This is a genomic window from Microvirga guangxiensis (genome assembly GCF_900102135.1).
GTDB lineage: Bacteria > Pseudomonadota > Alphaproteobacteria > Rhizobiales > Beijerinckiaceae > Microvirga > Microvirga guangxiensis.
In genome coordinates this window covers 120,953-135,107 of the sequence record NZ_FMVJ01000003.1, presented here as the reverse complement: position 1 = coordinate 135,107, position 14,155 = coordinate 120,953, and the positions used below count along the sequence as shown (strand labels likewise).

The following is a 14,155-nucleotide window of genomic DNA, read 5'->3' as shown; positions in this document are numbered from 1 at the left end:
ACACGGCGTGCGCAAGGGATTAAGGTTATGGCGACGTCCGTGGACCTGTCCTCGATCCTGCCAAGTCGTCCAGATAGCGCCTGGCGACGTCCCGCGCCTGTTTGTCTTCGATAGCGATCTCGGCATTGAGGGCCTGGAGCTTCGTCGTCGTGAGCGAGCTGAAGGCCGGAGCCAGCGCCTGCGCGATCTTCGGATATCGCTGCAGAATCGCCGCCCGGATGACCGGCGCAGGCTCGTACACGATCTGAGCGCCCTTGTTGTCCTTCATCACGACAAGATCGAGGGGAACGATCGCGCCGTCCGTTCCATAGACCATGGCGGCGTTCACCCCATCGGTGTTGCGGGCAGCCGCACGCATGGTCTTCATGGTGTCTCCACCAAGTTGAACGACGATCCTGTCCCGGGGAAACTGAAAACCGTAGGTTCTCTCGAAGGATGGCAGAGCCGCCGGGCTTTCCACGAACTCGGCCGAGGCCGCGAGCTTGAGATCCGTGGAGCGTCCCACGGCCTGGGCGAAATCGTCCATGGTGCTCAGGTCGAGACGCCGGGCCAGATCGCCCCGAACGGCGATCAGCCACGAGTTGTTGGCGGGAGCCCGGGCGAGCCAGACCAGCTTGTGACGCTCCGCATCCAGCTTCTTGATCCGGTCGAAAGCCGCATCGGGCGATTTCCAGGCCGGGTCGCCCTCCATATCATGAAAGAAGGCCCCATTGCCGGTGTATTCGGGATAGAGGTCGATTTCCCCGGACAGAAGAGCCGCGCGGACCCTCTGGGTCGGACCGAGCTGCAGGCGCAGATCCACCGGGACCCCTTCGCGCTCGAGAATCAGGGCGATCATGTTGCCGAGGAGGGCCCCCTCCGTATCGGCCTTGGAGGCGACCACCACCCCGGGCCGCTCCTGCGCAAGGCCGGAAGCCGGGGCGAGAGCTCCCATGAGACCTAAGGCGAAGAGTCGCATGAAAGCTACGAAAAGCCTGGGCTTCACCATCGCTTTATCCAACAAACTCAAGCTCTTCAGGACCTATGCAATTGGAGTCGCCTGCTCTAAGATCAACTAGGCCGTTGAGGCGAAAGAGCGTCGGGTTGTTCCACTCGCTTTTGCACCTTGGCGTAAGGATGATAGAACCCTGATTCCCAATACCGCTTTAGGATCGTCGGTTAACATAAGTTAAGTTGAATACCCTGAAGACGAGTTAAGTCTCTGCATACGGAAAGAGAAACGGTGACTGACAGCGTGATGAGCGACGGAGATCTGAACGGGCTGCGCATCCTCGTGGTGGAAGACGAGGCGGCGATCTCCCTGCTGCTGGAAGACATGCTTCTCGATTTCGGCTGTGAGGTGATCGGCCCCGCAGCGCGCCTGTCCGCAGCCCTCGATGCCGTCGCCAAAGAGCAGGTCGATCTTGCCATCCTCGACGTGAACGTGGCGGGCGAGCCGATTTATCCTGTCGCCGAGGCCCTCGCGCAGCGCTCGATCCCCTTCGTCTTCTCGACGGGTTACGGCAGCGCCGGCATCCGCGATTCGTTCCGTGACCGCCCGGTCCTGCAGAAGCCCTTCGCTCAGCATGACCTGAAGCAGAAGCTGATCATCGCCCGGAGCAAGATCGTTTCCTGATCGCCCGGACGGCCGTTTTTCCAGTATTGAGGCCGGCCCTTCCCTAAAGGAATTAGCCATGTGCTTTCGAGCACAGAAGATCATTGCCGATTCGGCTTTGATCCTGCTGACTGCTAAGGTTATGTTACGTTACGCAGTATAGGCTAATTTCACTCGTCGGCTCCCATGGCTCAACGCAAATTCCGGCTCCTCGCGGCGGCAAGCACTCTTGTGCTGTGCCTATCCGAGGTCCACGCCCAAGCACCTGTTCCCAGGCAGAACCCCGCATTGGGCTCGATCGTTGCCGTCAAGGGCGGCGAGGAGATGCGCTTCGTCCGGGAGGATCTCTGGCGGGCCGCTCAGCTCCGGCAGGATGTGATCGGCGGCGACGTGCTGCGAACCAACGCCATCGGCAACCTGGCCATCCTTTTCTCGGATCAGACCCAGATCCGCGTCGGACGCAACTCCACGTTGACCGTCAACGACGTGGCGAGCAGCGTCAGCGGCACGACCACGCTTAATCTCGACGCCGGCAACATCTGGGCACGCGCCGCGCGTGACGGCTCCGGCGTCGACGTGAAGACCCCTGCGGCAGTCGCCGCCATCCGCGGCACCGACTGGTCGCTCTCGGTCGAAGGCGGACGCACCTCGCTCGTCGTCCTCGAGGGCGTGGTGGAGCTGCGCAACGCGCAGGGCTCCGTCACGGTCCGGCAAGGCGAAGGGGCAGTGGCGTCCATCGGACGTGCGCCGACGAAGTTCGTGCTCACGAATTCCGAAGACCGCGAGCAGATGCTCTTCTACTTGAGCCTGCGCGATACGTTTTCCTCCATGCCGGCATCGCCGCTCACGGGCCCCGCTTTGAGATCGGAGCGCGCGCGTATTGCTGCCGTTCCCCCCGAGGGGCGCACGGCCGAGGATTGGCTGAGCCTTTCGGAGGCCGCCATCGCCTTGGATGGCCGCACGGCTGCGGCACAGGCTCTCACGCAAGCCCGCGCCAAACATTTGAGCGCTGCGCAACGCGCCCGCGCCGATCTCGTGGAAGCCACTCTTCTCGGCATGGAACAGCGCTGGCCGGAAGCGGCCGCCCTCTTCTCCAGGGCGGAGCGCGGCACGGATGCGAAGCGCCGCGTGCTCGCTTCCTACGGCCGCTACATCGCCCAATCCCTGGCCGATCCCGATCGCGTCTACCCGGAACCGAAAAGCTCGCTCAACGATCCCCTGGCCGTGCTGGCTCATGCCTATGTGACGGCTTTCCGCCAGGATCTGACGGCGGCAGCCGAGGTCTTGAAGGCTGCCGAAAAGCGCTTCCCGAACGATGCGCGCATCGCAGTGATGTCGGCGCAGGTTTCCTATGCGCTGAACCGGCGCGAAGCGATGCGTGCTTCCATCGCGCGGGCAAAGGCCATTGATCCGGACGATCCGGAGGTGATCGCAGCCGACAGCAACATTCGCGGCGACATCGACGGCGAGGTGAATGCCGCCGTCGAGGCCTTGCGCAAAGCGGCGCTCGTCGCACCGGGCAACTCCAATATCTGGAACAGCATCGGCCTGTTCGAATCCGAGCGCGACCGGCCTCTGGCAGCGGAGGAAGCCCTGCGCCGGGCCATCGCGGAGGATCCGGGAAGTCCCGTGTCTTACGCCAATCTCGCGATCCTTCTGCTCGACCAGAACCGTGTCGAGGAAGCAGGCGCGCTGATCGACAAGGCGCTCGCTCTCGATCCTGACTTCTCCGTGGCCTATATCGCGCGCGGCCGCTACCTCCTGCAGAAGGGCGAGAGCGCCAAGGCGCTGGAGGCGATCCTCGCAGGTTCCGCCGCCAATCCAGGCCTCTCCCAGGGTCTGCTGATGGCCGCAATCGCCTATTACCAGAACGGCGAGGAGGAACTGGCCGATCAGGCTCTCGACAATGCGGACCGCCTCGATCCCAACGATCCCGTGGTGTCGAGCGCCCGCACGGCGATTGCCATCGATCAATATCAGGCGGACCAGGCGGTGCTCGCCGCTCGCGAGACCTTGCGCCGCTATCGCCAGCGAGGCGGCGATTTCGAGGGACTTGCCGTGAACAAGGACGGCGGATCCTATCCGGCTCAGGCCTATCGCTTCCTGAATCTCAACGAGTGGTCGCGCTTTTACGGCGACCGCGTGTTCGATCCGTTCAGCGCTTCGAGCTATTTCGATCAGGCCGCCGTCGACCGGCCCAATCTCTTCACGGCGCGTCCCGACATCTCCACCATCGAGACCGGCGTCGATGTGGACATGACGGCGCTCAACCTGACGCTCCAGGGCCTGTTTCTCGATCCGCTCGCGGTCTCCGGCCGGATTGGACGCCTCGACCTGATCCGCCGTCCCTTCCTCGATGTCGAGATCGGCGGCAGCTTGCTGTCGCACGATGGCCATCTCGGCTGGCAGACGGAAGCCAATGTCCAGGGCTATTCCAACGAGCCGCTTCCCACCTCCTTCTCTCTCAATGTCGGCCGCGCGCAGACACGCGACGGCGCGACCATCGACCGGGAGGACGAAACCAAGGGCGCCTTCTTCATCGGCTCCGCACCTTCGGCAGCGGATCGCTTCGTGCTGTTCGGCGCGGCCGCCGAGGGCAAGCCGGGTGTTGCGACGATCACCACGAACACCAGCGCGTTTTCAGGGACGCGGGATACCACCGCCGTGCTCGGCGGCGCGGGCTGGAGCCACAGCTTCAGCGACAGGAACGTGCTCACCGCAGCTTTGTTCGGGCAGCGGACGTTCGACACGCAATTTTCCAGCGCGGCGGCTTACCTGATTCCTCCGATCATCCTGGGCGCGGAGCAGCAGGAGCGCAGCCGCACCGAAGGCGCGATGGCGGCAATCTCTCACAGCATCGGCTTCGATGATTTCACCCTGCGCTATGGCTTCGAAGGACAGCGCGGGCGCATTCGCAGCACCACTACGGGCACCAGCTTCGCCTTCAATCCGAATACGGGCCAATCCGTATTCGAGCCCATCGACGAAGAGACGGACACGACGTTCAGGGCGACACGGCTTTATGCCGACCTCTTCTGGCGTCCGTCGGATTGGTTCGAGGCTCAAGCCGGCATCCACCGCACGACGCTGGATACCGATTTCGGCGACGACAGCATGGTCTCGCCGCGCGCTGGCATCGGCATTGCGCCTTTCGAGGGCCATTGGCTGCGGGCGGCCTATCGCCGCGACGGGCTGATGCCGCTCGCCTACACGCTCTCGCCGGTTACGACCGTGGGTCTGGTGCCGAATACGCTGCCCCTCGCGCTGGGCGCCGAGGTCGACACTCTCGCCCTGCGCTGGGATGCGGAATGGTCGCCCTACTTCTTCACGGCTGTCGAGTATCAGCGGCAGAACGCCGACAATCTCGATATCGGTGTGCCGAACACCTTCGACAGCATCGTTGTCGAGAAGGCGCGCATCGAACGGCTGGCTGCGACGGCCAATATCTGGCTCACTCACGGCTTCGGCGTGTTCGGCACCATCGGCACGCAATCGGCTGAAGTGCGCTCCGGCGATGCATTCGGAAACGATGTGCCGCTGATCGCCGGCGATTTCGCGCGCGCGGGCGTCACCTTCGTTCACCCGAGCCGCCTCAAGCTCACGGTCGCCGCCACCTTCGTGGGCGATCTGCAGGGCGACCTGACAGGTACCGAGATCGACGATTACTGGACGGCGGATGCGTCTTTGACTTGGGAGACGCCGGACCGGCGACTGCTCCTGGGCGTGAGCGTTCTCAACATGTTTGATGAGGCCTATGAGGTCGCGCCGAACATTTCGGGACCGGGAAGGACCTTCGCGGCGAGCGTGAAGGCGCGGTTCTGAGTGTGAACGGACCCGCTGCCTCCAGGCGCATGCAGACGGGAGAGCCGCTCTGGCGGCACTTCGCCATGGCGGGGCTCATCGCCGCGCTCCTGAGCCCGCTCGCCTTCTTTCAGCCCTTCGCGCTCATCGAAGCGCGGGTCTTCGACATCCTTTCGACCATCGCGCCGCCGCGCCCGCCAGCCTATGGCGTGGAGGTTGTCGCCATCGACGAACCGTCCTTCTCGGAAATCGGGCAACGCTGGCCGTGGCCGCGGGATCTGCATGCCCAACTCGTCGAGAGACTGCGGGCGGCGGGCGCGAAAGCCATCGGCTTCGACATCATCTTTGCCGAGCCCTCGACGGAGGAAGCCGACAAGCGTCTTGCCGCAGCCCTCGGACCGGATGTGGTGCTGGCCGCCGACGACGTGACAACGAAGCTCGATCACGGCGTTCAGACCACGCGCGTCAACCCCATCGATCCGTTCCTCGACGCAGGCGCGGTTCCCGGCGTCGCCTCGGTCGATCCTGACGGCGACGTCTACCTGCGCCGCATGCCGGCCCAGCCGGACAGCTTCGCGGCCGAGATCCTGCGTCTCGCGGGCAAGCCGGTGAGGCCGGTGCCGGAAGGCGCTCTCATCCAGTATTTCGGCCCTGCCCGCACTTATCCGACCGTGTCCTATTATCAGGCTCTCGACCCAGAGGAGTTTCTTCAGCCCGGGCGATTCAAGGACAAGATCGTTCTGGTGGGCCTCAGCCTGAAGGCGGCGACATCCGCCAATGCCGGCACGCCCGACGCCTTTCCCACCGCCTACACGCTGACGACGGGCAGCCTCACGGCAGGCGTGGAGGTGCAGGCGACCATCGTCGACAACCTGCTTCATAACCTTTTCGTCGTTCCGGTCTCGCGCCTCGCGGTGCTGGCACTCATCGTCGGAGCCGCCTGCCTTGCTGCGACCATGTCCATTTACGGCGTAAGCTGGAGAACCGGATTCGCAGCCCTGTTCGTGGTGATTTTCTTCATTGCGGGCTCGTGGCTCGTTCTGCGCATGGAGCGCGTGTGGCTGCCCCCCGTGCTGCCGGTCGCAACGGCGCTTGCGGTTTTCGGAACGCGCTTCGGCCTCGACTACGCGCGCGAGCGGCAAATGCGCCAAGCGGTGTCGGAAGCCTTCTCGCGCTATATCTCGCCCGATCTCGTGGCGCAGCTCGCGCACGATCCGAACGCGCTCAGGCTCGGCGGCGAGCGGCGCAATCTCTCGATTCTTTTCTGCGACGTGCGCGGCTTCACGTCTCTCTCGGAGAAGCTGAAGGATGAACCGGAGCGCCTGACTTCGCTCATCAATCGCCTGCTCGATCCCCTCTCCGAAGCCGTGCTTGCGGAAGGCGGGACCATCGACAAATACATGGGCGATTGCGTGATGGCATTCTGGAACGCGCCTCTGCCGAGCCCGCACCACCCCCGGCGCGCGGTGCGCGCGGCGACGCGCATGATGGAAGCCGTCGCCGTGCTCAATGCGGAGCTGCGCCGGGAAGAAGGCGAGGATGCACCCGTCTTCGCGATTGGCGTTGGCATCAACACGGGCGATTGCGTGGTGGGCAATGTCGGCTCCCGCTGGCGCTACGACTATTCCGTGCTCGGCGATACGGTGAATCTCGCCTCGCGCCTGGAAAGCCTCTCGAAGGAATACAAGGTCTCGTTGATCCTCGGTCCTGCCACCGCCGAAGCGGTGCGTGAGGATTACGTTCTGATCGAACTCGACCGCATCGCGGTGCGCGGGCGCGCGACGGAATCGGCGATTTACACCGTCGTCGCGCCTGCGTCGCACAATCAGGACCCGGCCGTTGCCGAGCTCACCCGTCTGCATTCGCAGATTCTCGCATGCATGCGCGACGGACGGAGAGACGAGGCGCTCAGCCTTGCCGTCCGCTGCCAGTCGCTCCATCCGTCGCTTGCCGGTTATTACGGCAAGCTCATGCGCAAGATCGAGCAGATGCAAGGTTGACCCGGCCGCACCTGCAAGCGAATTGCAAGTAAAACGAAAGACTTGCGTCTCAAGAAGCAGTCTCTATAAGAGCGGCTCGCTCGTTTTGCCGCTCCGTTTGTCGATGTAAGCCATGAACCGCATTCAAAAGCTTGCCATCGGCAGCATATTGATCGGAGCGCTCGTCTTCGCGCTCAAATATGCCGCCTATTATCTGACGGGAAGCATCGCGCTCTACTCCGATGCGCTCGAGAGCATCATCAACGTGGTGACGGCGGTTGCGGCCTTCATGGCCGTTCGATTGAGCGCCACGCCCGCCGACGCCAATCATCCTTACGGCCATCACAAGGTGGAGTATTTCTCCGCCGTGCTCGAAGGGGTGCTGATCATCGTTGCGGCCCTGATGATCCTGCGCGAAGCCTATTTCGGGTTCTTCGCCCCCAAGATGATCAATGCGCCGGCCATGGGCCTCGCCATCAACGCGGCGGCAACCGTCATCAATGGATTCTGGTCCTGGCTTCTCATCCGTCAGGGCCGCCGCCTGCGCTCGCCCGCCATCGTGGCCGATGGGCGCCATCTGTTGACGGACGTGTTCACCTCGGTGGGCGTCATCATCGGCCTCGTGCTCGTCCCCGTGACCGGGTGGACCTGGCTTGATCCGCTCCTGGCCGCGTTCGTTGCGGTCAACATTCTCTGGTCCGGCTGGGGGCTGATCAAGGAGAGCATCGGCGGCCTCATGGATGAGGCCCTGCCCGAGACGACGCTCGCGCGCGTGCGCGACATCATCGCCATGAATGCGGAAGGCGCCATCGAGGCGCACGACCTGCGCACGCGGCACGCGGGCAAGATGACCTTCATCGATTTCCACCTCGTCGTCCCCGGCACCATGAGCGTGACCGACGCTCACGATATCTGCGACCGCCTGGAGCGGGCGCTCAAGGATGAGGTCAAGGACGCCCTCATCACGATCCATGTAGAGCCCGACAACAAGGCGAAGCACGCCGGCATCGTCGTGCTGTAAGGCGACATCTCCGGGCAAGCCTCACGGCTTATCGTGCCGCTCATCTGTGAATCCGCAACGCAGGTCGCGCGGGCGGGAAGATGAGGATCAAGATGTCTCAAGACACTGTTACCACGCGTTCAAGGTGGTTGAACGCGTTCACCGGCGTTGCAGGCCGGTTCTATGCCGGAATGGCTTTCGGCATTCTCGCGCTGATCGCACTCACGATTTATGGTTCGATGACCATCTCCAGCGTGCTGCTCGAGCGGAAGCAGGCAGAGCTGAAGAATCTCACCCAAAGCGCCATTACGCTGATCACGGGTTATCAGGAGCGCGCCAAGAACGGTGAGTTCTCCGTCGATGAGGCGAAGAAGCGCGCAGCCGATACGCTGCGCACGATGCGCTACAACGGCAACGACTACTTCGTCGTGCTCGATCACACCAGCTTCGTCGTCGTGCATCCCAACAAGGATACGGAAGGCAAGAGCCTCGCCAACGTGAAGGACGCCAACGGAACCTACGTGACCCGCGAGCAGGTCGAGGCCGGCAAGAAGGGCGGCGGGTTCGTGAACTTCCTCTGGCCGAAGCTGGGCGAAACCGTTCCGGCCCCGAAGATGGTTTACGCAGCCCCCGTTCCTCAATGGAATTGGGTTGTGGCGGCAGGCATGTACATCGACGATCTTGCCGTCATCAATGCCGGCTACCGCAACATGTTTCTCGCCTTCGTGGGCATCTCGGCCATCGTCCTGATCGCGATCGCGTTCGGCCTGGGCCGCAGCATCTCCAATCCGATTCAGAAGCTCGTGGCCAGCATGCGTGGGCTTGCGAACGGTGATCTCACCGTGACGGTCGAAGGCACTGCCCGTCGCGACGAGATCGGCGTGATGGCGAACGCCGTCCAGGTCTTCAAGGAGAATGCCGTCGAAGCCCGCCGGATCGCCGCCGCTCAGGAGGCCGAGAGCGAGGCCAAGATGCGCCGGGCACAGATGCTCGACGAGCTCACCCGCACCTTCGAGACCAAGGTTTCCTCCCTCACCCAAGGCCTGTCCTCGGCCGCCACCCAGATGGAAGCCACCGCCCAGTCCATGAGCGCCGTTGCAGGCCAGACTTCGCAGCAGACGCTGACTGTCTCCACCGCCTCTCAGCAGACCTCCGCGAACGTGCAGACGGTCGCCGCCGCTGCCGAGGAGCTGTCGATCTCCATCCGCGAAATCGCCAATCAGGTGGGCCAATCCTCCCAGGTGGCCGAGCGCGCGGTGCAGGGCACCCAGCGCACGAATCAAACCGTGCAGGCGCTGGCGACGAGCGCCGAGCGGATCGGCGACGTGGTGCAGCTGATCAACACCATCGCCGGGCAGACGAACCTTCTTGCGCTCAACGCCACCATCGAAGCGGCCCGCGCCGGCGAGGCGGGGAAGGGCTTTGCCGTGGTGGCAACCGAGGTGAAGGAACTGGCGTCGCAGACAGCCAAGGCCACTGAGGAAATCAGCGCGCAGATCGCGTCGGTGCAGCAGGCGACGCAGGAGACGGTGAGCGCGATTCAGGACATTGCGCGCACGATCACCGAGATGTCGCAGATCTCGACTTCGATCGCGGCCGCAATGGAGGAGCAGGGTGCGGCCACGGCCGAGATCGCCCGCAACGTGCAGGAAGCGGCGCGCGTCACGGAAACCGCGTCGGAGAACATCGCGGAGCTCCAGAAGGGGGCCGGCGAGACGGGAGCTGCGGCGAGCCAGGTGCTGAGCGCGGCTCAGGAGCTCGCGCGCCATTCCAACGACCTTGATCAGGAGGTTTCCAGCTTCCTCTCCGGCGTCAAAGCGGCCTGATCGAGACCTCCTTCACAGGAAAACGTCATAAAGCCCGGCTCTGCCGGGCTTTTTTCTTTCCGCCACGCTGAAACAAGTTCCTGTCCTGCGCCTTGTCAAAGGGACAGGTCAATCTCCCCATGTTGAGCAGTACCTGTCCCGAACAGCGGATCGGCATCGCTTCGAAGCGGGTTCCTCAAGATTGCCGCCGACCGTGCAAATGCCTGGCCGAGCACCCGCCCCGGCCTTTTGGGTATGGAGGCTGAGATAGAAATATCGCCTGAGCCGAAGGCTCCCTCCACTTTGCAGGATTGAGCGTTGGGGGAGGCTCCCGGCTCCACAATCTGAAGATCATATCAACCGGCTTTGCCGGATAGCATCAACGATGCATGACCTTTACGGTCACGACGGGCCCTCCACCTATCGCGAGGGCCCGTTTGTTTGTCGGGCTCTGAAAAGCAAAAAAGCCGCCCGAAGGCGGCCTTTTTGAAAAATTGGAGCGGGCGAAGGGATTCGAACCCTCGACCCCAACCTTGGCAAGGTTGTGCTCTACCCCTGAGCTACACCCGCACGCTCCGTCTCTTCGTCCCACAGGATGGATGGTGGAGCCAGGCGGGATCGAACCGCCGACCTCTTGCATGCCATGCAAGCGCTCTCCCAGCTGAGCTATGGCCCCCTTCCATGCCTCCCATCCGGCAGCCAAGAGCTGCCCGAAGGCGGCCTTTGCTAATCGATTGGGAATGGTGCCGCAAGAGGGATTCGAACCCCCGACCCCCTCATTACGAATGAGGTGCTCTACCAGCTGAGCTATTGCGGCGTGCCGATCATGCGATCGAAGAGGGCGTCGTCATACCCTCTCGCCTATCGCTTGGCAAGGGCAGCAACGCCCTGATTTTCGCCTACCAGATAGAAAAAGCGCTGCGGCGCGCGGACGCTGGTTCCTCGGGCTTGGGCACATCCGGGGGCGTGACCGGGAAGACCACGGGCTCCGGCTTTGGAGGCGTCGACTCCTCCTTGTCCTTCGCAGGCTCGGGCCACGCCGCTTCGACCGTGCTGACGGGCTCTGCCGGAACAGGCTCCGGAGCAGGCGCGGGCTCCGGCTCAGCGAGCACGACCGGGGCAGGCTGCGGCTCCTCCGCGACAACAGGCAGGGCCTTGGGTTCGTCATCGAGATCAGCCGTCACGTCGTCGTGCATGGTGATCTCGGGAGCGATCAGCACGTCTGGCGGCGCCTGCCACACGAACGCATCGAGGCGGCCTGTGACCGGGGAGATCGGAGCCCACTGATCCGATACGACCCCATCGGCGATCCAGGCCGGATCGCGCGGCGCACGGGTGGCGCGGGCAAGCCATTCGCGTCCCTTGCCCGTGGAGCCATGCTCCGCCTGCTCGAGATCGGACATGAGCAGGCATACGCGCATGCTGGGCCGGTCCAGAAGCAGCGGCTCCAGGGCATCCCGGACCCGATCGAACTCACGCGCTTCGAGGGCGGAGCGGGCGACGGCGAGCCGGCCTTCCTGTGCGCCGCCGGAGAGCTTGAACAGGGTCTCCGCGCGCTTCAAGCGGTCGAGGCCCGAATCGCCGGGACGCAGATTGAGATAGACTTCCGCCAGATCCGGGTGCGGCTGGCTGCGCCAGGCAGTTTCCACGACCTTGGCGGCCCGGCGCAGATCGCCCCTGCGCGACAGGAGCTTGCCTGCGAGGGCAGCGGCAGGAACCAGATTGGGCGCGAGCTTCACCGCATCCTGAGCGCTGCGCAGGGCGCCGTCGGGATCGTGCTCGGCGCGTTCAAGAGCGTCCGCCGTGAGCAACACCGCCCGGTGGCGCTTGGCGGTGGCCTTGTCGAGGAGGCCGAGGGACGTGCGCCGCTCGATGGCTTCCAGCGCCCCGCGCCAGTCGCGCTCGGCGCAGCGCGCCTCCAGCACCGCGTCGCTCGCCCAGGCGGCGGCGGGCGCCAGGCGCACGGCCTCGGAGGCGTATTCGCGGGCGGCCAGCCCATCGCCCCGGCGGCGGGCCTCCACGAAGAGACCGCGCAAGCCCAGAACCCGGGTCTCGTCCTCGTCCATCATCTGCTTGAAAGCGGCCTCCGCCGCTTCCCGGTTGCCGGAGACCTGGGCGGCCTGGGCCTTCAGGAGAAGGGTCAGGGGCTCCCGGCCCAGCAGGCGCTCGGCCTCGTTGGCATAGCGGCGGGCGGCGATGGTATCGCCCGCGCCCACGGCCACCATGCCCCGCGAGACGGCCTGATAGCCCCGGGAGCGCCGGCGCGCCCGCGAGGCGAAGGTGAGGCGCGAGGGCAGGCGCAGGATTCCGGTGACCAGGGACCAGAGCAGGGCCAATCCCAAGGCCAGACCCACAAGGGTGACGCTGGCGACCGCGACCGAGGTCCGCACCTCATAGCCGCCGAAGGTGATCAGAACCGTGCCTGGCCTTTCCGCCAACCACACCGCCCCGAAGGCTGCGACGCAGAGAAGGCCGATGAAAACGAGAGCGCGCCACATTCTGGGCTGTTCCTTTTCTTTTATTGCGTCGAACGGTTAAGGGCGGCGAGAGCCTCGGTGGAAAGCTCGCGGGCGGCCTCTTGGGCTCCCGCCAGCGCCGTGACCTGCCGGCCCCAGTCTTCAGAGATCCGCCGCGCCGGCTCGGGCAGCGAGGCCCAGGCGGCGGCGGCTCCGTTCAGGTCGCCTGCGCCCAGCGTCTGCAGGATCCGCGCCACCGCTCCGGGAACGCCTGTCGCATCCGGTTCGTTCACCGGCCGCACGGTCACCACCTTGTCCAGCATCCTCAGCATCCGGTCGGACCACTCGCCCGAAGCCGCCCGCTGATCACGCAGGATCTGCGCTTCGAGGGGCTCGAAGCTCTCGAGCATGGCGGAGGCGGTGGGCGCTCCCTTCTCGGCGAAAGGCTCCAGGGCCTTCAGCCGCTCGCCGTCGGTCCCCGCTTTCCTCAACGCCTCCAGCACATCCGCATAAGGCGCGCCGCTGCGCAGGGAATCGTTCAGGCGCTCGGTGAGGACGACGCGGGTGCCGGTCTGGCCCGCCTCTTCCACGTTCCGGCTGTTCTCAGTGATCTGTTGCGAGAGAGCCGCGAGGCGCTGATCCTGCTCACCGAGGCGGCTTTCCAGACCCTGCACGGCGCTTGAGGCACTGGCGGCGTTCTGCGCATTCGTCCGCACCTCGTTCTCGAGCGCGGCGAGACGCCCCGAAAGCTCATTGACGGTGGCGGAGAGATCGTTCAGCGCCCCCTCGTTCTGCGGTGCCTCCGGCTGAGGCAGGGGCCGGTTGAGCGCTTCCTCGGCGCGGGAGGCCGCGGCGTTCGCCGCGTTCTGTATCTCCTCAAGCCGCTGGTCGAGCGGACCCCGAGCGGCTTCCAGCGCATTGAGCCGCCCTTCGATGGAGGACAGGTCCACGCCCGGTGCGCTCTGCGATCCCTGCCGGCCCAGCGCGTTCACCCGCTGCTCGAGCTGCGCGAGACGCTGGTCGCCTTGAGTCGATGCCGGCTGCTGCTGCTGCCAGACCTGCAGGCCGTAAACGAGGCCCGCGCCGACGAGGCCGCCCAGAAGGCCGGAGCCGACGAGGGCAGCCGCCGACGGACGGCGCTCGGGCGTCGGAGCCGAGGGCGCAACATATGGCTCGTCCGACCGCGGGGGCAGCTCCTCGGGTTGCGGCGGCAGCCCGTCGCTGGCGCTGGCCGATTCGATGGAATCGGTGCTTGCGCCCGAATCGAGGGTCGCCTCCGAAGCGCCGATGGTGTCCTCCGCCTCCGCCTTGGTCTCGGCGTCCGGCATGATGGTTTCCTCGGGCTTCACAGCATCCCAGGCCTTGTCCTGCGCGGCGCCGTCATCGATCACGGTTGCCTTCAGATCGATGGTTGCCGGCTCGCGAGCGGACTTCTTGCGGGAATTCTTGGGAGCTTTGGGATCGGATGAATCAGTCACAGGTCACTCGTGATGGGCAATCGTGAAAGGGCAGACTGGAAC

The 14,155-nt window shown here is 64.8% G+C and carries 8 protein-coding genes and 3 tRNA genes; 5 read left to right on the top strand and 6 right to left on the bottom strand.

The window, feature by feature from the left end:
* Positions 1-25: 25 nt before the first annotated feature.
* A complete protein-coding gene (locus tag BLP10_RS04210) occupies positions 26-988 on the bottom strand; it encodes a glycine betaine ABC transporter substrate-binding protein (protein WP_425286933.1) in 963 nt (320 codons plus the stop codon).
* A gap of 249 nt (positions 989-1,237) precedes the next feature.
* Here BLP10_RS04210 and BLP10_RS04205 point away from each other — a divergent pair, with 249 nt between their 5' ends.
* From BLP10_RS04205 to BLP10_RS04185, 5 genes are all read left to right on the top strand, one after another.
* Entirely contained in the window at positions 1,238-1,615 is a 378-nt protein-coding gene (locus BLP10_RS04205) for a response regulator (RefSeq protein WP_091130539.1), read from the top strand.
* A gap of 165 nt (positions 1,616-1,780) precedes the next feature.
* A complete protein-coding gene (locus BLP10_RS04200; protein ID WP_091130535.1) occupies positions 1,781-5,416 on the top strand; it encodes a FecR domain-containing protein in 3,636 nt (1,211 codons plus the stop codon).
* Between the two features lie 2 nt (positions 5,417-5,418).
* Positions 5,419-7,395, top strand: coding sequence for a CHASE2 domain-containing protein (locus BLP10_RS04195; protein ID WP_280141069.1), 1,977 nt, complete (start codon positions 5,419-5,421; stop codon positions 7,393-7,395).
* Between the two features lie 112 nt (positions 7,396-7,507).
* The gene (locus BLP10_RS04190; protein WP_091130532.1) at positions 7,508-8,395 is read left to right on the top strand and encodes a cation diffusion facilitator family transporter; all 888 of its coding nucleotides are present in this window, start codon (positions 7,508-7,510) and stop codon (positions 8,393-8,395) included.
* 92 nt (positions 8,396-8,487) lie between these two features.
* Positions 8,488-10,200: a methyl-accepting chemotaxis protein gene (locus BLP10_RS04185; RefSeq protein WP_175493774.1), complete on the top strand. Its 1,713-nt coding sequence runs from the start codon at positions 8,488-8,490 to the stop codon at positions 10,198-10,200.
* Between the two features lie 474 nt (positions 10,201-10,674).
* On the opposite strand, the gene BLP10_RS04180 is transcribed toward BLP10_RS04185, so the two are convergent.
* From BLP10_RS04180 to BLP10_RS04160, 5 genes are all read right to left on the bottom strand, one after another.
* Positions 10,675-10,749 (bottom strand) — tRNA-Gly (locus BLP10_RS04180).
* A gap of 30 nt (positions 10,750-10,779) precedes the next feature.
* Positions 10,780-10,855, bottom strand: a tRNA-Ala gene (locus tag BLP10_RS04175).
* A 65-nt stretch (positions 10,856-10,920) separates the two neighbouring features.
* Positions 10,921-10,996 (bottom strand) — tRNA-Thr (locus BLP10_RS04170).
* Between the two features lie 82 nt (positions 10,997-11,078).
* Positions 11,079-12,677 (bottom strand): heme biosynthesis HemY N-terminal domain-containing protein, encoded by a 1,599-nt coding sequence (locus tag BLP10_RS04165; RefSeq protein ID WP_091130529.1) that lies wholly within the window; start codon positions 12,675-12,677, stop codon positions 11,079-11,081.
* Positions 12,678-12,697: 20 nt separating this feature from the next.
* Positions 12,698-14,113 (bottom strand): COG4223 family protein, encoded by a 1,416-nt coding sequence (locus BLP10_RS04160; protein ID WP_091130527.1) that lies wholly within the window; start codon positions 14,111-14,113, stop codon positions 12,698-12,700.
* Positions 14,114-14,155: the final 42 nt, after the last annotated feature.

Bases quoted from the DNA above. Each gene is read 5' to 3' on its own strand.
- BLP10_RS04210 (WP_425286933.1), bottom strand. From the start codon at position 988: ATGGTGAAGCCCAGGCTTTTCGTAGCTTTCATGCGACTCTTCGCCTTA.
- BLP10_RS04205 (WP_091130539.1), top strand. From the start codon at position 1,238: ATGAGCGACGGAGATCTGAACGGGCTGCGCATCCTCGTGGTGGAAGAC.
- BLP10_RS04200 (WP_091130535.1), top strand. From the start codon at position 1,781: ATGGCTCAACGCAAATTCCGGCTCCTCGCGGCGGCAAGCACTCTTGTG.
- BLP10_RS04190 (WP_091130532.1), top strand. From the start codon at position 7,508: ATGAACCGCATTCAAAAGCTTGCCATCGGCAGCATATTGATCGGAGCG.
- BLP10_RS04185 (WP_175493774.1), top strand. From the start codon at position 8,488: ATGTCTCAAGACACTGTTACCACGCGTTCAAGGTGGTTGAACGCGTTC.
- BLP10_RS04165 (WP_091130529.1), bottom strand. From the start codon at position 12,677: ATGTGGCGCGCTCTCGTTTTCATCGGCCTTCTCTGCGTCGCAGCCTTC.